The organism is Corynebacterium sp. LaCa_205, assembly GCF_057458085.1.
The window spans coordinates 1165832-1184513 of sequence record NZ_CP190931.1 but is presented as its reverse complement, the minus strand read 5'-3'; the positions used below and the strand labels follow the sequence as shown (position 1 = coordinate 1184513).

The window sequence follows — 18682 nt, the reverse complement described above, 5'->3', positions numbered from 1 at the left end:
TTGCGAATGCTAGCGTTAGACGATATTGACGTTTCCTCCCCTGACAAAGGCTTTGCACCATGGCTACTGCTAACCCACCGCGCCCATCACACCCGGATACGGGCGGGGAATTTTTTGGCTTAGTTTGGCCAGGCAAAGACGCAGCCCGAGAAGCCGCACATACGCCCTTGGCGCGGAATTTCCCGCTCGATTCTGCTCTTAGTACACCGGGTGACTCCCTCAATAGGATCTTTGCCGCAGATAATCTTCCAGTTTTGCAAGAGCTAGCCGCCCGCCGAGAGGTCTTTGACGTCATATATATCGATCCCCCTTATAACACGGGCAAAGACTTTGTCTACCGCGATAACTACCGTTTACGTCGCCAGCTGCGTTCAGGAAGTTATGCGGAATGGCACTCGGAATGGCTATCGATGATGCTCCCCCGGTTGATTTTGGCTCGAGAAGTGCTGTCTTCTGAGGGGTTCATCTTCGTCTCCATTGGCGAAGACGAGGTAGCCAATACCCGCAAGGTTCTCGATGAGGTTTTTGGCGAGGGATGCTTTGCCGGCCAATTGATTTGGAAGAAGGCCGGTACTGGCAAAAATGATGCAAAATACGCCGTGGTAGAGCACGAATACATCCTGTGTTATGCCCGAACTCCAGACAACCCCGGTTTCAATATCGATATCCGAGGTCATACCTCCACTAAATATAACCATGAGGATGACAAGGGAAAATACTCCTTGGTACGCCTAGATTCTAAAACCCTTGGTTACCTTCCTTCTCTAGATTTTCCTATTTCAGGGCCCGATGGAAAGGAGTATTGGCCAGACCAACCGGTGGGAAAGAAAAAGGTCGCTCGCTGGCGATGGAGCCTCGACAAGGTGGAACAGTTCTACGATGAGCTGGTTTTCCGTCGAGGGTTTGTCTACACCAAGAACTACCAGAAGGTAGGAGCACGCCCACGTTCGATCCTGGACGGCGAGCGCTTTGGAGTGACCCGCACCGGCCGACGCGATGCGGAGGAAGCAATGGGTATAGAGGGCATCTTCGATTTTCCAAAGCCGGTACGCCTGATTAAACACCTTCTGTCCATTGGTGGTGGCAAGGATGCTCGCGTCTTAGACTTCTTTGCTGGGTCCGGCACCACAGCGCAGGCGGTTATAGAGCTCAACGCCGAAGATGGGGGGTCCAGGACTTTCCATCTAGCGCAAATTCCGGAGCCTACCTCCCCGCGTAGCACGGCTCACCGCGCTGGTTTTTCTACCGTTGCAGATATTTGCATGGAAAGGGTGCGCAAGGTTCCAGGTGCTACCTTTCAGGTCTTTAAGCAGTTCTAGGTTTGTGCGGTACCGGATGGACGACCAGGAATTCCGAAGAAATCTAAGACGCGATCGGTAGCGAAGAACCTACCTACCTCGTTGTGCGCGTCCGCCGTGCCTCCAGGCCACACGTGCGAACCCCCGGCGATACGGATATGTTCGAGCGGTGCGGTACAACCACTCCACCTCATATCGAGCGCATTATTGACCAAGCGGGTGGTATCGACCTTGGTCGAACAACCATTGCGTTTGCGGTCTTGTTCCAGCACGGACTCCACGGAGTAGTACTTGGTCTTGTGGCGAGTGCCTCCGTAATAGCCCACCACAGGGTCTACGGTGCCGTGCATATCCAGCCGCCCGACGGGAGAGTGCGCACAGTTTTTCAGAATGTCTTCATAATAGGCAGCGGAAACGGTGGCAACGGATTTGAAGGTATCGGGCATCTGGCAGGCCAGATAGGCAGCAAATCCGCCGCCATTAGACATACCGGTGGCAAAAATTCGACCATCATCGACATGGTAAGTAGCGCGGACCGCATCAATTATTTCCCGCACAAACTTCTTATCTTCCGTTGTCGAGGTCTTGGCATATGGAGCGGGGCTCCACGCCTTTTTCTTGCCTTCTGGGAAAATCATGATGGCATCTGCAGCATCAAGACGAGAATAACCACGGAGGTTTTCGGCAGACTGACCCCACCCGTGAAAGGCGAGGACGATAGGCCATTTTTTATCCCCAGAATAGTCTTTGGGCACACTGAGGATAAAGGAACGCCCGGAAGGCAGGTTGATCGTCCTAAAAGAGCCCGGCTCAGGGCCGTTCAAGGGTGCGGAGGTAGGGATTCCTAGGTTAACGGTGTTGGTGGTCTCTGCCGCGTGCGGGGACTCTGTTGATTCGCTAGAACACGAAGTGCCAGCAGCGGCAAGGAAACACACAGTTACCGCACCGAGCACGGCCCGAAGTGACCTCGCGTTCATCCTTGTCTTCCCTTCTGCCATGCGTCCCATAAGTGCTTATAACGGCCACCATAATCTAGCAGGTCGTGGTGACTTCCCTGTTCAACCACGCGGCCATTATCCATCACGATGATTCTATCCGCCCGTGCTGCTTGGTCGAGCCGATGCGCCACGACCAACGCCGAACGCCCACGGGTGACTTCGATGGCGGCCTTTTCGAGGGCTTCGGCTCCCACCGAACCCGCCTCCGCAGTGGCCTCATCCATAATGACGATTTTCGGGTCCAAAAGCAATATTCGTGCTAGCGCGAGTTGTTGGGACGCCACAGGATCTAATTGGACTCCCTGTGAGCCGATAACCGTATCTAGGCCCTCGTCTAGTTGCGCAAACCAGCGTGCGCCCACCCGGTCGAGTGCTTGAAGCATCTGTGCGTCGCTTGCCTGAGGGGCAGCCAAAGAAAGATCCTCGCGGAGGGTGCCTGAAAAAACGTGTACCTCTTGGGAGATCATGGCTAATCGCGCCACGCGCTCAGCGTCCGAAAGAAGTGCTACCTCTACCCCGTCGACCAAGACCTTTCCTTCCTCAGGAACCCGCAAGCCAGCCAAAAGTGCGGCCACGGTAGTCTTACCCGCGCCGGAGGCTCCGACTAAAGCCACCGTATGCCCGGCAGGAATATTGAGGCTGATGTCTCGTACAGCCCAGCCACCGTTGCCGTAGCTAAAACTCACATTTCGCATTTCGGCTTCTCCGTATGGGGCTGGAGCGCCGTAATCCGGCACCGCCCGCGGCGGGTCAACGACGACCCCGACTATGCGAGACAGCGAGGCGTAGCCGGATTGTACGGTGTCGATTACCCGCATCAATCCCATGAGTGGGCCCCGCAAACGGATGAGCAGAAGCATGGCTGAGGTTACGGCGCCAACCGTGAGTGCTCCCGTTTGCACCGCCCAAAAACTCACCCCAAGACCACAGCACAGCATGGTGAGCTCGATGCCAGTCATCCACAGCTGTAGAACCATCATGGTTTTACGTGCTGCGTAGCCATCCTTTACCACTTGCGCGGAGGCACGTTCGATGCCGGCATGCATCTGCCCTTCCAGTCCAAAGGCGCGCACGGTCTTTCGCCCTCGTATCGCCTCAAGAAGCCTGCGCGCGCGCTCAGCCATGGCCGCACGCTCGTCGGCATAGCGGCCAGGGGCTCGGTGCAGGTACCTGCAAGCGGCGACTACATATAGCGGCGTAACTGCAACTATTACCAGTATGTATTGCCAATTGAGGCTAAGCAGCGCCACCCCGGTGGTGGTGATGGCAAAAGCAGATTTGGCCAACACTGGTGCGGTCTCGGTGACCGCTGCCGAGAGCTCTGCTACATCATCGGTAGAGCGAGAGACCAAATCCCCGGTGCCCGCTTCCTCCACACGATGTGTGGGCAAGCGCAAAGCGGTAGACAGCATGTCTTCACGCAAAGCCGAAATCACCCGCTCTATAAGGCGGGAGAGAAGAAAGAACCCCGCTGCGGAGAGCACTGCGGAGACGACGGCTACCACTATCAACGAAAGGCCAATAGTAGAAATTGCGCTTTTGGTGATGACGGCATCAACAATCTTTCCCAGCAGGATCGGGATCGCTACATTGGCGCTTGCGCCCGCGGTGAGTAAGGCAAGGGCCACGGCAGCCTGCAGCCGCGAACCGGGGACGTCGGAAAGTTGCCGGCTAATTTCTTCGCGCACCTGGCGCCAAGAAGCCGTAGGAAACCGCATCATAGCCTCGATCCCATAGCAGTCCATGCCGGCGAAGCGGTATAAACGAGTGTTGGCTTTATACCGCGGTGGTGTGCTACCCGCTGCGCAATGACTTGCTCAGTCACCGAGTCCACGGCGGTAGTGGGATCGGCTAAAACAAGGACCGCAGGGTCCGCCGCAATTGCTCGTGCTAGCGCCACGCGCTGCTGTTGTCCCCCGGAAAGATTCCGGCCGCCCTCCCCCACCTCGCGATCTAAACCACCCGGGATATCTTCCCCCGCGGCCGTGTAAAGCGCCCGTTTGGCAACCGCGCTATCGGAAGAAATATTCTCCTGCACGGTTCCCTCAAAAAGCAGCGTATCGTGCGGAGCAACAAGGAAACGCTCCCGCGGCAGAAAAACTAGATCACCTGGGACAGGCTCGGCCACCACGCTCACTCCAGGGGCGAGGGCCGGAAGCTGCGGTTTCTTGCCTTCCACGCTGGGAGCAGCAAGGACGGCTGTAATGCGGGCAGCACTTGCCTGCGCGGCTGCCCAGCGCGAGGCAATATTTCGTCCCAACATCGTCATCGGCGTGATGACGAACTGCGTCAGACCAATAACCGTAATAAGCTCACCCACACTGATAGTGGAATGCATTGCCAGCGCACCTGCCCCAAGGCCCATCGCAATGACATACACCGAGCCCAAAATCTCCGTAGCAGCATTGAGGCGCGCTTGGGAGGCATTGGCGTCTACCGTTCGCTCATAGGCAGTGTCAGAGGCCTGGGCATAGCGCATACTCACCGTTGCTACCGCACCCAAGCCTTTGAGTATCCGAAGGCCGTGCACCAGATCGGTGGCCATTGCACTGGCTTTGGCCAACGCCGCCTGGCGGATTCCTGAGCGGGCGCGCAGTGGCTGTGCCGCGCGCACCGAGCCCGACACCACGAGCGGGCCGCCACACAAAATGGCAATGCCCAAGGGTAGATTGATGCGGCTGGTCATGATAGCCACATACACAATGGCGCTAATCTCTGCGACGGGGAATACCGTCATCATCACCGCATTCTGCACCCGCCTAGCGTCCGTGGAGGCAATAGCCAGCAACTCGCCGGCGCTGCGGGGCTTGCCCGCCATTCCACGCGGGTCTTGAATCCTATCCGTGATGGCCATGCGGACATCGTGGCCAATTACCAACATGGCTCGGGCATTCAGCCCGCGCCCGTACCAGGCGGCTAGGGCATTAAGACCGAATGCGGCTACTAATACCGCTAGCCATAGCCCCAGCCGGTGGATGGATCCCTGCTCCACGGCTTCATCGATGGCATGGCCCACTATCACTGGGGTGGTGGCGTTAAGCAGAAAGGACACAACCATGCATAGCGCTGCCGGCACAGTAAGAGCAGGGCGGGAAAAGACCGTCTTCAGCAGCCACCTGGGATCTGATGCTGCGGGAAGTGTCCTCATAGGCAGCCATTCTAATTCGCGGTAGGTTAGATGAGCTATGTCGACTCGCCGCCCAGATCCCCGTCACTTTCCTAGCTACCGCAAGGCCTCCACGAAGCAAGGCCCCGGTTTCCGCACTGCCGCGCAACGCACCGCCTCCGCCCAAGCCTTCCGCCGCGGCGCTAGCACGTACCACGATGTACGCCCTGGCTATCCGGACGAAGTCACTGCCCTTATCGCCCCTGCCCACACCGTAGCTGATATAGGTGCAGGTACCGGAAAGCTCACTGAGTCCCTTCCCAATGAGCGGGTTATAGCCTTGGAGCCTTCCGCCGATATGGCGGGAGTTCTCGCTTCCCGTCTACACCTGCCGGTCCTGCGTGCTACGGCCGAAAACACCGCGCTTGCCGACGCCTCCTTAGACGCAGCCTGCCTCGCCCAAACCTGGCACTGGGTTGATGTGGCAGCCGCCTGCGCAGAGCTTGACCGCGTCCTCGCGCCGGGCGGAAAAATCCTCTTGGTCTGGAATACGCTCGATGTCAATGCCGACCCATGGGTTTTGCGGCTTTCTCGCATTATGCACTCTGGCGATGTACATAAACCGGGTTTCTACCCGGACTATACGGCGCCGTGGTCTTTAGAGCGAGAACTCCGCCTGACCTGGGAGCACGAACTTACCCCGGAACAACTTCACCAGCTAATGCATACCCGGTCTTACTGGCTACGCAACGGCGAAGCCATCCATGAGCGCATGACCCACAACCTGGACTGGTACCTCTACGAGCACTTGGGATATACGCCCGGACAAAAACTGCACATCCCGTACCGCACGGATGCCTTTGTGCTGGTACGGGAGTCGGATTAAAGCAGGATCTGCGCTAGGAGCGAGCCCACGACGCAGGAAGTAAATACCGAGATGGCGCCGGGAATCAGGAAGGAGTGGTTGATGACGAACTTGCCAATGTGCGTCGTTCCCGTGCGGTCAAAGCCAATGCAGGCAAGGTCCGAGGGGTAGGTGGGCAAGATGAAGTAGCCGTAGGCCGCGCCGTAGAAACCGACGATGATGGCAGGGTCGATGCCCAGCTGCAGGCCAATCGGAGCAATTGCAACCAAGGCCGCGGCCTGCGAGTTCACCAGCTTAGACACGATGACCAGCACCACGGCGTAGGCCCATGGGGCGGCCTCCACTACGGAGCCCAGGTTGGATTCCAAAGCGTCGATATGGGCTTCGAAGAAGGTATCCGCCATCCAGGCCACACCGAACACGGAGAATACTGCGGTCATGCCGGCTTTAAACACCGGGGTGGAAGCGATCTTTTTTGGGTCTGCCTTGCAGCTGAGCAAGATAATTGCGCCGGCTACCAGCATGACCATTTGGATAACCAGGTTCATAGACAGCGGGCTTAGCTCGCCATCATCTCCCGGAACAAGCGGGCGAAGGAATTCAAAGGCGCCGAGGGCGACAACGCTGGCGATAGCGACGAGGAAGATAACTACCGCACGCTTTGCTTCCGGCGAAAATTCCTCATCCATAAGCGACCCAGTGGATTGGTTGATGCTTTCGGCAAACTCCGGATCCTTCATTCGCTCCTGGAATGCCGGATCCTCGTCCAAGTCCTTGCCGCGGCGCAGCGACCACAGTGCGGCAAGAATGACGCCAGAAAGTGACGCTGGAAGAGCCACCATCAGGATCTGCGGGATGGAATAGGCGTGGTCGATAGCGCCGGCATTTTCCGCGATGATAGACGCCAAGGACACGGTGGCCACAGACACTGGAGAGGCCGTAATACCCATCTGCGCCGACGTCGAGGCGACAGCCATCGGGCGTTCAGGGCGGATGCCCTTTTTCAGCGCAATGTCCTCAACAATCGGAAACATCGTGTACACCACGTGGCCCGTACCGCATAGGACCGTCAAGAACCAGGTAGTAAGCGGCGCGAGGATGGTGATGCGCTCTGGGTGGGCGCGAAGGAACTTTTCGGCAAATTGCATCATCACTTCCAACCCGCGGGCCTGTTGCAAGGTAGCCGCGCAACCAATGACTGCGATGATGGTCAGCATCACTGACACCGGAGGCTCGCCCGGGGCGAGGCCGAAAACAAAGACCATGAGCATCAGACCGATGCCGGAGATTAGTCCCAGCCCGATGCCACCATAGCGAGTGCCCAAGAGCAGGGCGCTAAGGATGATGATGATCTGGAGCACGATGGCCAGAATTGAATCTGGCGCGATTACGCTGGCTAACATACAAAGCCTTCCATCACGAGAGGATCTATAACTGGTTATATCCTATCGATCCCCACATGAACGGACATAAACGGACAGGCGAGCTAATTCTCACACCGTTTTCAGTGCAAAAATCGCTCGCCTGAATGCTATAATCCCAGCGTAACAGGCATACTGCTAGCGCTTCTTGCCGCGCCTCTCCCGCACTCGCACTGCGATGCGGATGGGCGTTCCATGAAAGCCAAAACGCTCACGGAACTTGCGCTCGAGGTAGCGTCGATAGGCCGCATCCAAAAATCCTGTCGTGAACAAGACAATCGTCGGCGGCTGCGTGGATGCCTGCGTGGCGAACAAAACGCGCGGCAGGCGGTTATTTTTCATCGGCGGAGGATTAGCTGCGATGGCCTCACGCAACCAGTTATTCAACTGACCCGTAGACACGCGCTGGTCCCAGCTTTCCAGCGCCTCGATCATGGCAGGTTCCAGCTTCTGCAGGGCGCGGCCCGTTTCGGCGGAAATATTCACACGCGTAACCCACGGTAGGTGGCTCAGCTGCTGATCGATCTCGCGGTTAAGGTAGTAGCGGCGGTCCTCATCCATGAGGTCCCACTTATTGAATGCGATAACGAGGGCTTTGCCTGCCTCTAGCACCATATTAAGCACGCGCTGATCCTGCTCAGAAATCTCCTCAGAGGCGTCGATAAGCATAATGCAGACCTCGGCAGCATCGATAACGCCGCGCGTACGCAAGGAGGCATAGTACTCATGTCCCTGCGCGTTTTTGACCTTCTTGCGCAGGCCGGCAGTATCAATGAACTTCCACAGCTGCTCATCCAGCTGTACCAAAGAGTCCACCGGATCCACGGTGGTGCCCGCGACATTATCCACCACGGAGCGCTCTTCACTGGTCAGCTTATTGAGCAGGGAGGATTTACCCACATTAGGCTTGCCCACCAAAGCGACGCGGCGCGGACCAGAAGTAATCGCGGTCTGCCGCGGCTCTTCCGGAAATACCCGCAAAATCTCATCGAGCACATCCGCGCCGCCGCGGCCGTGCTGAGCAGATACCGGCCACGGATCGCCCAGGCCCAGCGCATAAAACTCGGCCATATCCGCATACTGATTATCGGAATCAAACTTATTCGATACCAGAATCACCGGCACGGGGGATTTTTGCAGGCGGCGGGCCATGACCTCATCCGTCGCAGTAATTCCCACCTTGGTGTCTACCACCATGACGATGACGTCAGCAGTTTCCATCGCCACCTCTGCCTGGCGAGCGATTGCGCCATGGATGCCCTTGACGTTCGGATCCCAACCGCCGGTATCTTGTACCAAAAAGCGCTGCCCATTCCAGTCCGCTACATAGGAGATTCGGTCACGGGTAACGCCCGGGTGGTCTTCTACCACTGCTTCGCGGCGGCCAAGGAAACGATTGACCAAAGAAGACTTGCCCACATTAGGGCGACCCACAATGGCTACCGTGCACAGAGCTTCTTCGGTGTGATCATCGGACTCAACACCAAAAGCACGGGAGAGTTCCTCCCATTCCTCTTCGCTTAGCGGCTCTTCTCCTTCTGTTTCTTCACCAAAATCGGCCTCGCCGAATTCCGAGTCATCGAACTCATAGTCAAATTCCTCGGCATTGAAGTCATCAGCGGCCCAACCAGGAGAGGCTTCTACCACCTCATCATCAAACTTTCCGGCCGGGTAATGGAACTGAGTCTCCGACTCTTCCTGGGGATCATGCTTAGTCATTGACCGACTCCTTTACCACGTTAATCAGGGTCTGTATGACATCCTCAGGGCTCATATCCGAGGTATCAACTAAGGTTGCATCGTCTGCTGGGCGCAACGGCGAGGTTTTGCGTGAAGAATCTGCCGCATCGCGGCGCTGCACGTCTGCGAGTACCGTCTCGTAGTCTGAAGCGATTCCTGCCCTTTCGTTCTGCGCCTGACGTCGGCGGGCTCGGACTTCAGCAGAGGCGGTCATGAATGCTTTAGCAGGGGCATCAGCAAGCACAACAGTGCCAATATCGCGCCCTTCTACAATAGCGCGATGTGCCTCGCGGGCTAGCTTGCGCTGCAGGGCTACCAGGTTTTCCCGAACTTCCGGAATGGCAGATACTGCGGAGACATTGCGAGTGACTTCGTCTTCCCGAATAACGCGCGCGACATCCTCGCCGCCGAGAAGAACCTCGGTGGAATCTGGATCATCGGAAACTTCCAATGGCAGATCGGCTGTAGCGGCAATCACCGCGGACGTATCCGCAGGGTCCACTCCCTTACGCAACACTGCAAGAGTTGCTACACGGTACATGGCACCAGTGTCGATGTACTTTGCATCGAGTTGTTTGGCTAGGGCGCGGCACGTGGTCGACTTACCAGTCCCAGAAGGGCCATCCACAGCTAAGATGAGGCCCTGATTCGGCATATTAGAAATCATTACATCTCCACCGCCTTATACAAACTAGTCAATTCGCTGGAATTGAGAGCACGTAGGCCGCCGGGCTTCATATCGCCCAACTGCACCGTATGAAGTTTGGTACGCACCAAACGCTGCACGGGGAAGCCCGCCTCTTTCAACATGCGGCGCACAATGTGCTTGCGCCCCTCGTGCAGCTCAAGACGAACCAAAGAATATCCCTGGTTGGTATCTACAACCTGCGCAAAATCTGCCTTTGCCAGGCCATCCTCCAACTCGATTCCTTCCTTGAGCTGTCGCACAAGCTTCCGGTCGGCCTCACCCAAAACAGTGGCGAGGTAGGTCTTCGTCACCTCATGCTTAGGGTGCATCAAACGGTTAGCCAACTCGCCGTCATTGGTGAGAATAAGCAGACCTTCGGTATCGGCGTCGAGGCGGCCTACGTGAAAAAGACGCTGGCCAGCAGCAACCTTTTCCGAAACCACGTCGCCTACGCACGGGCGGCCCAAGTCATCAGACATAGTGGACTGCATGCCGCGCGGCTTGTTGAGCACAAAATATTCGTGCTCCTCGTTGACATTAACGCGCACACCATCTACTCGGATGACGTCAACAGAGGGGTTTACCTTAACGCCCTGCTTGGAAATGATCTTGCCGTTGACCTCAACACGGCCGGCATCGATGAGGATTTCAGCGTGGCGACGAGAAGCAACGCCTGCCTTAGCGAGCACCTTTTGGAGACGTTCCCCCTTAGGCTTGTCTTCATCGACCAGCCAATCGGCGCCCAGTTCTCGGGCTACGGATTCTGCAGTAGCCTTCTGCTTTTTCTTTGACACATGCTGGTGACGGGCCGGCTTAGCATTAGAGACAATGATGTCACTGTCTCGCTGCTTCTTATCCGGTGTGCCGTCACGGCGAGCGGGAGGAGTCACGTACGTGTCCTTTTCTCTCGAAGATATGAAATTACCTGGGCAATCTTACCCCACGCTAGTACTCCTCGTCGATCGCCTCCACGTCAGGCAATAGCGGCGCCAAGTCCGGCAAGCGCTCCAAAGAATCAATCCCTAATAACTCGAGGAACAATTCCGTCGTCTCATAGCGGTGCGCGGCACCTTCAAAATCATCCTGCGGCAGCTCCCGCACCAATCCGCGCAGGCCTAGGGTCCGCATAACACCATCGACATTGACGCCGCGAACAGCGGCAACCTGCTGGCGGGTTACGGGCTGGCGGTAGGCTACCACCGCCAATGTCTCCAGGGCCGCACGCGAGAGCTTTGTCTGGGCGCCATCCAATAGGAATTCTTCTACCGCGCCTGCGTTTTCGGAACGCGTATAAAAGCGCCACCCCTCTTGGGTCTCGCGCAACTCGATACCAGAACCACGATCATTCAGCTCGCGCTGGACAGCGCGCAGGCAATCACTGACGACGTCCCTTTCCGCCCCCAAAGCACGCGCCAAAGACTCCACCGAAGCTGGGGAATCGAGCACGAGCAAGATTGACTCAAGGCGGGAACGGAGCTGCGAGATGAGGGGAAGGTCCATAGACGCCAAGCTTACTGTAGCGGAAAACGACGCCTGAAATTTCCTAAATCACTTTCGCTTCCTATTGTGAGGCGGACAACATATTGCCATGGAAACTATTACACGCACCGACAGACTCATTCTCATCCCACTATCCGCTGCCAATATCGAAGAGACCCACAAGGTCTACAGCGACGGGCGAATTTGGAGCCACCGACCCAACGGGCGCTTTGCCGATGTCCGCACTACCCGTGCGCTCGCCCAATCATCCTCCCAATCGTGGGACGCCCACCATTTTGGACCATGGGCCGCCTACATGCGCCATAATCCTTCTGAGTTCGTCGGAGTTGGTGGGGCCATTTTTGTCGAAGACGGAAATTTCTGGGACATCAAATACCGCCTCCGCCCTGCTCACTGGGGCTCAGGATTTGCTACAGAGATCACTTCGGCGACGCTAAAGAGCATTCACCAGGTTGATCCTGAATCCCCCATCACCGCCCGAGTGACGACCAACCACCCAGCAGCGATCCGGGTCATTGAAAAGCAAGGACTCCAACAAGTGTGGGAAGGCCGCCGCGTAGGCACCGAGGACAACCCAGATGAGCCTGACGTACGCGTTTATTCTGATCGCGAGCTGGCCCCGGAGACGCTGAAGTTTATCCAGCAGCGTCCTTAGTCCCAGTTCGCGGCGGCAACTACCGCTGGGTCAACGTCCAAACCCGTCCACGAAAGGTCCAACTGGCCCAGCGCTTCTTCCTGTTGTGCGTCAACCGCCTTGGCCTTGTACAACTCCAAAAGAGCCAAGAAACGGCCCACAACTTGCATAGAAACCGTGCAATCGCGGGTCAGGGAACCAAAACTCATCCATTGACCGGCGCCCAGTAGCTTTAGGGTTTCCAGGATCTTGCCGGCTTGCTCTGGTACCGATACCGCCACGGAGTGCACGTGGCCGGTGGCCACTTCTTCCGGCGGCTTTGGGCGGAAGACTCCCGCGGCGAGCTCTGCGAAACTGGCTGGCGTATGGCCGAGGGAGACAGGAGGCAGTAGCTCCGCAAACTTCTCCTCGATAGCTACCGCCCGCGGATAGCTCCGCTGGGCCTCGCGCTGCCACTCCGCGAATCGGTCCGCTACTAGTTTATAGGCCTTATATTGCAAAAGACGAGCAAAAAGAAGGTCGCGCGACTCCAGCAGTTCCAAGTCTTCAATCTCGTCGACATCACCGCGAGGCAGGAGCCGCGCCGCCTTTAAGTCCAAAAGCGTCGCTGCCACCAGCAAGAAATCAGTGGTCTCATCCAAATCCGCAGACTCGCCCAGCTGCCGCGTATAGGCGACAAACTCGTCCGTTACCTCTGAAAGCGCAACATCAGTCACGTCCATCTTTTTGGACTGGATAAGCTGCAAAAGCAGGTCAAATGGGCCCTCAAAATTTCGCAGTGCAATGCGAAAGCCCGTAATCTCCGGCTGGGTCACGATACCTTAAACGGTCGAGCGCTCAATGACCTCTTTGGCCAGGTTGCGATACTGCTGCGTAGCAGGAGAGTTTGGCGCCCACGTAGTAATCGGCTCTCCGGCCACTGACGTTTCCGGGAAACGAACGGTCCGAGTAATTACGGTGTCAAAGACTTTATCGCCAAAATAGTCCACCACTCGGGACATAACTTCCCGAGCATGCTTCGTGCGGCGATCAAACATGGTCACCAAGATACCCATGACCTCAAGATCAAAGTTGATACGGTCAGAGACCTTTTCCACCGTGTCAGTCAATAGCGCTAAACCACGCAGGGAGAAGAACTCGCACTCCATTGGGATGATCACGCCCTGGGAACAGGCAAGCGCGTTGACGGTAAGCAGCCCCAACGAGGGCTGGCAGTCGATGATGATGAAGTCATAATCGCGCCGCACTGGGCGCAGGGCCCGAGCTAGCGTGTGTTCGCGGCCTACTTCATTGACCATCTGAATTTCCGCAGCAGAAAGGTCAATATTCGCCGGTACCAAATCCAAGCCTGCTACACCAGTGTGCTGGATAGCGGAGTGAATAGAGGTATGGTTATCGAGCATGACGTCATAGATAGTGTCCTCGATATCGTCATGTGTGAGCCCTAAACCTGCCGAAAGCGCACCCTGCGGGTCAAGGTCAACCAAGAGGACTTTACGGCCATACTCAGCCAAGCAGGCTCCCATATTAATGGTGGAGGTGGTCTTACCCACGCCGCCCTTTTGGTTACACATCGAAATAATGGTGGCCGGCCCATGCTTTTCCAAGGGTGCGGGTTCTGGCAACTCGCGGATAGGACGACCAGTCAGCCCCACCTCTACATCAGAGGCAGAAAAGAGACCCTCTTCGCTCACAGTCACACCTGCTTCCTTGACGCCAAGTTCCGGACCATGACACTTGGCTTAGGGTTGATTACAACGTTGTCATTAAAGCGTACCCGCTACAGCAAGAAAGTACCGAGACTTAGTTTATATCAAGCTTTTAGCGTTGACTAGAACGTCGTTTGAGTTCGGCCACTAGAGCGATCAGAACGATAAGTATCGCCGCAGCTGCCCCTCCGATAATCCAGCCCATATGCGAGCTCTCATTATCATCTTTGGGTTCTTCCTGTTGCCGCTTATCGAGGTTCTCTGACGCAGATTGATAACTAGGGTCCTGCAAAGTGACGATGAGGGCGGCACCAGAGCCATCGTTGCGCAGCAACTGCATAATGAAGGGATTATCAGGCGCTTCTCCCTCTGGATACGTCAGAGTGAGGGTACGTGATGAAGCATCCACGTCGCGCTTTACGCCTTGGATAATATTGCCTTCACCATCAAGGTAGCGCAGCTTAACGTCGTTTTCCTCCGTGTCCTTAAACTGCTGGTAGAGGTCGTAGGCCTGCTTGAGCCCCATCTTCGCGGTAATCGTATTGCCTTCGATATGAGATTCAAGGTTGACGTATTCCGCACCTTCAAGGTTGGCTTCCCCTGCCGGCTTACGTTCCGGTTTTTCGCCTGGGACTACCGGGAGATTTTCGTTCTCTTTCGCCGACGCGGGCTTTTCCGCCCCACCTTCGGCCCCCTTGTCTGCCGGCGGATTGCCGCCGTCATCCGGCCTATTCGGTACCGGGCTCGGCGCTGGAGCACCCTCTGCACCGTCGATTTCTTCCTGAATGTCTTCCTGCTCCACCGAACCATCGGCTACCAGCGTGAGAGTTGCATTCATACCCTGGGCGGAGACGGGAACAGAGATTTGGCCGCCCTCTGGTGGGGCGGTGATGGTAGCAGAGGTACCAGAGGCAGAAACGTTCCACCCATCACCCGAGTAGCTCGCCTCGGCCGGCACTGGCAGGCTCACGGTCGTGGTTTCGCCGGCCGGAACCGGGATAGGCGCGGCAATAGCGGCTTCTACCTCCGGTGGCAGCTGTGCCTGCGCCACCGCGGGGAAAAGCAACGCGGTAGAAAGTACCGCGCCGGCTACACGAGTAGAAAACATATATGTCCTTTCTTAGGCACGGGGGTGAGCAGTGCGCCACACCTCACGCAAGGAGTCGGCAGTGACGTGGGTATATATTTGCGTTGTCGTCACGGATGAATGTCCCAGCAATTCTTGCACGGTGCGCACATCTGCGCCGCCTTCAAGCAGGTGCGTCGCAAAAGAATGCCGCAAGGTGTGGGGAGAAATGGACTTTCCCAGATCTACACGCTGTGCAGCTGTCTTTAACACTGCCCACGCGCTTTGGCGCGATAAAGCCCCGCCGCGGGTATTGAGAAACAACGCCGGCGTTGTGCCTTTGCTCAGCACCGGACGAGCCCGCACTAAATAGCCGTCAATGGCCTGGCGGGCATGCGACCCCAAGGGCACAATCCGCTCTTTGTCGCCCTTTCCGTGCAGGTAGATTACCTCTTGCGCAGAGGAAACGTCATCAACGTTTAGGGAGATTACTTCTGAAATTCGCGCGCCAGTACCGTAGAGCATTTCCAGCAGGGCACGGTCGCGCACATCCACCGGGGTTTCAGTGGGAATTGCCTCAATAAGGCCGCTGACCTCGTCCACCGATAACGTCTCAGGCAAATGCTGTCCAGTTGATGGAGGGGTAACCTCCACCGCAACATCGACGTCTACAACGCCTTCTGCCACGGAAAATTTATGCAACCCGCGGGCTACGATGAGAGCACGATTAGCCGAGGACGCAGCCATTTTTGACCGCAGATCCTTGAGATAAGCCTCCACCATAGGCCGCGTTACCGCGCGCAGGTCCTCTACCCCGTTGTCCTCCAACCAAGTGACATAGCGCCGAACATCACGGCGATAATTACTCAACGTATTGGCAGAAACGCCTCGCTCAACCGCTAGATGATTAAGCCACGTCTGTGCTATATCTTCGACCGCGCTCACAGCTGCTTCAGGTCCGCGCCCGTGCGCCGGGCACTCATCGACGTCGGCCGCAACGTGAAAGGCTCATCCACGCTGCGGGTCGCCTTGCCACCGCGCAGCACTGCATAAGCCGCCAAAATGCCGCTGCAGGCGATGGAATTGACGATTTCGCCTCGCATTACCTTGTCGACGGCGTCCTCGAGCCGGACCCAAGCAACCTCCATGTCAGCTTCTTCATCCCCGGTAGCCTCCATACGCGGCACCTCAGAAAGGTCGGAGGCTAAGAAAACACGGACCGCTTCTTCGCAGAACCCCGGCGAAGTTACCAAATCCGTCAGCACTGACCACGTCTGCGCGCTCAGACCAGCTTCCTCCTGTAACTCCCTCTTCGCGCCGGTTAGCTCATCTTCGCCGCGTACGTCGAGCAAACCTGCCGGTAATTCCCACAGGCGCTTGCCCACGCTGTGGCGATACTGATACACCATGGCAATTCGTTCGTCCGAGTCCAGTGCCACCACTGCCACCGCGCCTAGGTGCTCTACTACCTCGCGGGAGGCAGAAACATCGCCGGGCATGACAACCTCGTCGCGGCGGAGAGCGAGAATGGGGGCGTCGACAAGCAATTGCGAGTCAAGCACCTTGAAATCATGCGCCATGAGCTAGTCCTTTCCCGGTAAGGCAGAATCCGCGGTCTCTGTGGCACCATAATCGCCTTGACCACCATCGAGCTGCTCCTCGGTGGCCAAAATAACGGCAATGCGCTCGACTGCACGCTCGGTGCCATCGACCGTGGACAGCTTCGCATCTTGGTCGCGCACCTGGGCAAGTGCCTTATCGTCCTGAGTTTGTTTGGTACGCCCGCTAAACACTACAGAACCATTGACATCATCCAACCCGGTAACAAATTCCGCCAAAGCATCGGAAGGGTAGCCGCGCAGGCCATTGCCAGAGACGACGATAATGGCCTGGGCAGGAACGATGGTCCCATCCTCGTAGTCAATGAAGCCTTCGTCGCGCAGCTTATGGAGCACATCCGCACGCTCTTGTACTGATGCCATGGGCTTCGTGCTCTCAGGATCCATAGACAATGCAGTGCCGAGCACCTCACCGCTGAGCGCTCCCGCAGAATCCAGATCCTTGGTATCTGCCTTCTTAGGCGCAGTGTCTTTCAGGATGGGCAAAAGCTTGTCTTTAGTTTCGGGGCGCAAAAAGTCCTTGGTCAGCTTAATCTCGCCGGCCTCCGTGGCACCGGAAGTTTCCAAGAGCTTCCGGATTGCGTCCACGTCTCCGCCATTAGCATCATCGGTGGTGACGATGAGCACGGGCCGCTGAGACAATGCCCCGTTTACTAGTTCCGCCCCGGAATCAGCCACGATTTTATCGCTCGCCTCATTTTGGGTCTGCAAAATCTTATTGTCCTGGACGACCTTGCGGTGCTCCTCACGGATCGGATCATCATCGGCCATGCCGGTGGTCAGATTGGGAGCAATGACCAGGGCACCCAGCGCCACGCCTACCGCGGCGCCGAAGCCCAAGCCTGCTACTAGCTCAGTCTTTGCCATGCTCTATGCGCCCCCAAAGAGCCTGGACCAGGTTTCGCTGAGGTTACTTGCAAAGTCCTGACTTCCGCCGAAACCGACGATGAGGATAACCGCCGCAATGGCTACCAGGATTCCCAGCAGTGCCCACAGCCAGCCAAGGTTGGACGAAGGTGCACTGTAGAGGTTAATCACCGCATCCGCGTCAACCACCTTGGTGCCGGCCTTAAGCCGGGAAAGCACCGCCGATGGGTTGGTGCGATCCGCAAAAATATCATCAAGGTCTACCCCACCGCCTGCCTGCACGATGAGGTCTGCGCCGTGATAATCAGCAAAAAGCAGACCCAAATCGGTACCTGAATGCGTCGCTGCGGGAAAAGTCATGGCACCGATGCCGAGGTCGTGGATGCGGTCAAGGCCTTCTACCTCGCCCTCTGGATCCGCAGGAACAACCACACGGGCGCCACAACGCAGGGCCTCATCGCTTACGCTATTGGGATCACCAATGATGAAATCTGGCTTATACCCCTGTGCTAGCAACGAATCTGCAGCCTCTCCCACCGCAATCAGCAGCGGCTCATACTCGCGGATAAAGTTCCGCAGCTGCTTGAGCTGTTCGCGGTGTCTGTCTGTTGGCGAAAACAGCACGACCTTGCGGCCTGCGATCTCAGAGCCAGAGGCGGGAACCCCAAGGCCGTCGATAAGCAGCGGCCCCTCAGAGTTAATAAAATCAATGGAGTTGCCAAAGAAGGATTCCATGTGGTCAATCAGCGCACCCTGTGCCGCGGTGAAGTTCTTTTCTGCTCGCTCGCGAGTAACCACGCGGCCCGTGCCAAGTGCCTTATCACCGCTAAAGACGGTGCCATCCTCCCCGATTCGCGCCTTCTTTCCATCCTTGAACTCGGACACGAAGGACTGGCCAACGCCCTCAACGAGGGCAATGTCGGCGTCAAGCAAAATGTGCGGGCCATAATTGGGGACCGTACCGGTAGAAAACTCCGCCACGTTAATCACGGCGGAGGGTTTAAGGTCTACGAGGGTTTGGGCCTCGTGGCGAGAGATATTAGCCGCATCAATTACGGCGACATCGCCTTCACTAAATTTTTTCATCCCCTTAGCGCCTGGAGTGCAATCTCGCAGTGCACCAGGCTGCTCGGGGTTACGGGAAAACAGAGCCATGACCCCTATTGTGACG

The 18682-nt window shown here is 56.9% G+C and carries 18 protein-coding genes; 3 read left to right on the top strand and 15 right to left on the bottom strand.

What is annotated here, in order from left to right; all coding sequences use genetic code 11:
- Positions 1 to 59: 59 nt before the first annotated feature.
- Complete coding sequence (locus tag ACP8J1_RS05765; RefSeq protein WP_023021595.1) at positions 60 to 1319, top strand: site-specific DNA-methyltransferase; 1260 nt, start codon at positions 60 to 62, stop codon at positions 1317 to 1319.
- Here the strand turns inward: ACP8J1_RS05765 and ACP8J1_RS05760 are convergent.
- Genes ACP8J1_RS05760 through ACP8J1_RS05750 form a run of 3 tightly spaced genes read right to left on the bottom strand, consistent with a single transcriptional unit; the run spans position 1316 to position 5444 of the window.
- Positions 1316 to 2275 carry a CE1 family esterase gene (locus ACP8J1_RS05760; protein ID WP_023021596.1) on the bottom strand — a complete coding sequence of 320 codons (960 nt, stop codon included), beginning with the start codon at positions 2273 to 2275 and terminating at the stop codon, positions 1316 to 1318. The genes ACP8J1_RS05765 and ACP8J1_RS05760 overlap by 4 nt on opposite strands.
- Positions 2272 to 4014 carry an ABC transporter ATP-binding protein gene (locus tag ACP8J1_RS05755; RefSeq protein WP_023021597.1) on the bottom strand — a complete coding sequence of 581 codons (1743 nt, stop codon included), beginning with the start codon at positions 4012 to 4014 and terminating at the stop codon, positions 2272 to 2274. The genes ACP8J1_RS05760 and ACP8J1_RS05755 overlap by 4 nt, the downstream gene beginning before the upstream one ends.
- Positions 4014 to 5444, bottom strand: a complete 1431-nt coding sequence (locus ACP8J1_RS05750; RefSeq protein WP_023021598.1) for an ABC transporter transmembrane domain-containing protein — start codon at positions 5442 to 5444, stop codon at positions 4014 to 4016. The genes ACP8J1_RS05755 and ACP8J1_RS05750 overlap by 1 nt, the downstream gene beginning before the upstream one ends.
- Positions 5445 to 5481: 37 nt before the next feature.
- Here ACP8J1_RS05750 and ACP8J1_RS05745 point away from each other — a divergent pair, with 37 nt between their 5' ends.
- The gene (locus tag ACP8J1_RS05745; RefSeq protein ID WP_023021599.1) at positions 5482 to 6288 is read left to right on the top strand and encodes a class I SAM-dependent methyltransferase; all 807 of its coding nucleotides are present in this window, start codon (positions 5482 to 5484) and stop codon (positions 6286 to 6288) included.
- Here the strand turns inward: ACP8J1_RS05745 and ACP8J1_RS05740 are convergent.
- The 5 genes from ACP8J1_RS05740 to scpB all read right to left on the bottom strand — a co-directional run bounded on the left by ACP8J1_RS05740 (position 6285) and on the right by scpB (position 11616).
- Positions 6285 to 7670, bottom strand: a complete 1386-nt coding sequence (locus tag ACP8J1_RS05740; RefSeq protein WP_023021600.1) for an anaerobic C4-dicarboxylate transporter — start codon at positions 7668 to 7670, stop codon at positions 6285 to 6287. The genes ACP8J1_RS05745 and ACP8J1_RS05740 overlap by 4 nt on opposite strands.
- A gap of 156 nt (positions 7671 to 7826) precedes the next feature.
- Positions 7827 to 9407: a ribosome biogenesis GTPase Der gene (gene der, locus ACP8J1_RS05735; protein WP_023021601.1), complete on the bottom strand. Its 1581-nt coding sequence runs from the start codon at positions 9405 to 9407 to the stop codon at positions 7827 to 7829.
- Positions 9400 to 10095, bottom strand: a complete 696-nt coding sequence (cmk, locus tag ACP8J1_RS05730) for a (d)CMP kinase (RefSeq protein ID WP_023021602.1) — start codon at positions 10093 to 10095, stop codon at positions 9400 to 9402. Before cmk ends, der begins: the two co-directional genes overlap by 8 nt.
- Entirely contained in the window at positions 10095 to 11006 is a 912-nt protein-coding gene (locus ACP8J1_RS05725) for a pseudouridine synthase (protein WP_023021603.1), read from the bottom strand. The genes cmk and ACP8J1_RS05725 overlap by 1 nt, the downstream gene beginning before the upstream one ends.
- Positions 11007 to 11061: 55 nt before the next feature.
- Positions 11062 to 11616, bottom strand: coding sequence for an SMC-Scp complex subunit ScpB (gene scpB / locus ACP8J1_RS05720; RefSeq protein ID WP_023021604.1), 555 nt, complete (start codon positions 11614 to 11616; stop codon positions 11062 to 11064).
- Positions 11617 to 11704: 88 nt separating this feature from the next.
- Here scpB and ACP8J1_RS05715 point away from each other — a divergent pair, with 88 nt between their 5' ends.
- Complete coding sequence (locus ACP8J1_RS05715; RefSeq protein ID WP_023021605.1) at positions 11705 to 12271, top strand: GNAT family N-acetyltransferase; 567 nt, start codon at positions 11705 to 11707, stop codon at positions 12269 to 12271.
- On the opposite strand, the gene ACP8J1_RS05710 is transcribed toward ACP8J1_RS05715, so the two are convergent.
- The 7 genes from ACP8J1_RS05710 to steA all read right to left on the bottom strand — a co-directional run bounded on the left by ACP8J1_RS05710 (position 12268) and on the right by steA (position 18666).
- Positions 12268 to 13065 (bottom strand): segregation and condensation protein A, encoded by a 798-nt coding sequence (locus tag ACP8J1_RS05710; RefSeq protein WP_023021606.1) that lies wholly within the window; start codon positions 13063 to 13065, stop codon positions 12268 to 12270. The genes ACP8J1_RS05715 and ACP8J1_RS05710 overlap by 4 nt on opposite strands.
- Before the next feature lie 6 nt (positions 13066 to 13071).
- Complete coding sequence (locus ACP8J1_RS05705; RefSeq protein WP_034655814.1) at positions 13072 to 13944, bottom strand: ParA family protein; 873 nt, start codon at positions 13942 to 13944, stop codon at positions 13072 to 13074.
- A 127-nt stretch (positions 13945 to 14071) separates the two neighbouring features.
- The gene (locus ACP8J1_RS05700; protein WP_023021608.1) at positions 14072 to 15067 is read right to left on the bottom strand and encodes a hypothetical protein; all 996 of its coding nucleotides are present in this window, start codon (positions 15065 to 15067) and stop codon (positions 14072 to 14074) included.
- A gap of 12 nt (positions 15068 to 15079) precedes the next feature.
- Entirely contained in the window at positions 15080 to 15970 is an 891-nt protein-coding gene (xerD, locus tag ACP8J1_RS05695; protein WP_023021609.1) for a site-specific tyrosine recombinase XerD, read from the bottom strand.
- Positions 15967 to 16605, bottom strand: a complete 639-nt coding sequence (locus ACP8J1_RS05690; RefSeq protein ID WP_023021610.1) for an NUDIX domain-containing protein — start codon at positions 16603 to 16605, stop codon at positions 15967 to 15969. Before ACP8J1_RS05690 ends, xerD begins: the two co-directional genes overlap by 4 nt.
- Positions 16606 to 16608: 3 nt before the next feature.
- Entirely contained in the window at positions 16609 to 17511 is a 903-nt protein-coding gene (locus ACP8J1_RS05685; protein WP_023021611.1) for a copper transporter, read from the bottom strand.
- A 3-nt stretch (positions 17512 to 17514) separates the two neighbouring features.
- Positions 17515 to 18666 carry a putative cytokinetic ring protein SteA gene (steA, locus tag ACP8J1_RS05680; protein WP_023021612.1) on the bottom strand — a complete coding sequence of 384 codons (1152 nt, stop codon included), beginning with the start codon at positions 18664 to 18666 and terminating at the stop codon, positions 17515 to 17517.
- Positions 18667 to 18682 lie beyond the last annotated feature (16 nt).

Excerpts from the sequence above, each read along its gene's own strand:
- ACP8J1_RS05765 (WP_023021595.1), top strand. The coding sequence starts at position 60 with ATGGCTACTGCTAACCCACCGCGCCCATCACACCCGGATACGGGCGGG.
- ACP8J1_RS05760 (WP_023021596.1), bottom strand. The coding sequence starts at position 2,275 with ATGAACGCGAGGTCACTTCGGGCCGTGCTCGGTGCGGTAACTGTGTGT.
- ACP8J1_RS05755 (WP_023021597.1), bottom strand. The coding sequence starts at position 4,014 with ATGCGGTTTCCTACGGCTTCTTGGCGCCAGGTGCGCGAAGAAATTAGC.
- ACP8J1_RS05750 (WP_023021598.1), bottom strand. The coding sequence starts at position 5,444 with ATGAGGACACTTCCCGCAGCATCAGATCCCAGGTGGCTGCTGAAGACG.
- ACP8J1_RS05745 (WP_023021599.1), top strand. The coding sequence starts at position 5,482 with ATGTCGACTCGCCGCCCAGATCCCCGTCACTTTCCTAGCTACCGCAAG.
- ACP8J1_RS05740 (WP_023021600.1), bottom strand. The coding sequence starts at position 7,670 with ATGTTAGCCAGCGTAATCGCGCCAGATTCAATTCTGGCCATCGTGCTC.
- der (WP_023021601.1), bottom strand. The coding sequence starts at position 9,407 with ATGACTAAGCATGATCCCCAGGAAGAGTCGGAGACTCAGTTCCATTAC.
- cmk (WP_023021602.1), bottom strand. The coding sequence starts at position 10,095 with ATGATTTCTAATATGCCGAATCAGGGCCTCATCTTAGCTGTGGATGGC.
- scpB (WP_023021604.1), bottom strand. The coding sequence starts at position 11,616 with ATGGACCTTCCCCTCATCTCGCAGCTCCGTTCCCGCCTTGAGTCAATC.
- ACP8J1_RS05715 (WP_023021605.1), top strand. The coding sequence starts at position 11,705 with ATGGAAACTATTACACGCACCGACAGACTCATTCTCATCCCACTATCC.
- ACP8J1_RS05700 (WP_023021608.1), bottom strand. The coding sequence starts at position 15,067 with ATGTTTTCTACTCGTGTAGCCGGCGCGGTACTTTCTACCGCGTTGCTT.
- ACP8J1_RS05690 (WP_023021610.1), bottom strand. The coding sequence starts at position 16,605 with ATGGCGCATGATTTCAAGGTGCTTGACTCGCAATTGCTTGTCGACGCC.
- ACP8J1_RS05685 (WP_023021611.1), bottom strand. The coding sequence starts at position 17,511 with ATGGCAAAGACTGAGCTAGTAGCAGGCTTGGGCTTCGGCGCCGCGGTA.
- steA (WP_023021612.1), bottom strand. The coding sequence starts at position 18,666 with ATGGCTCTGTTTTCCCGTAACCCCGAGCAGCCTGGTGCACTGCGAGAT.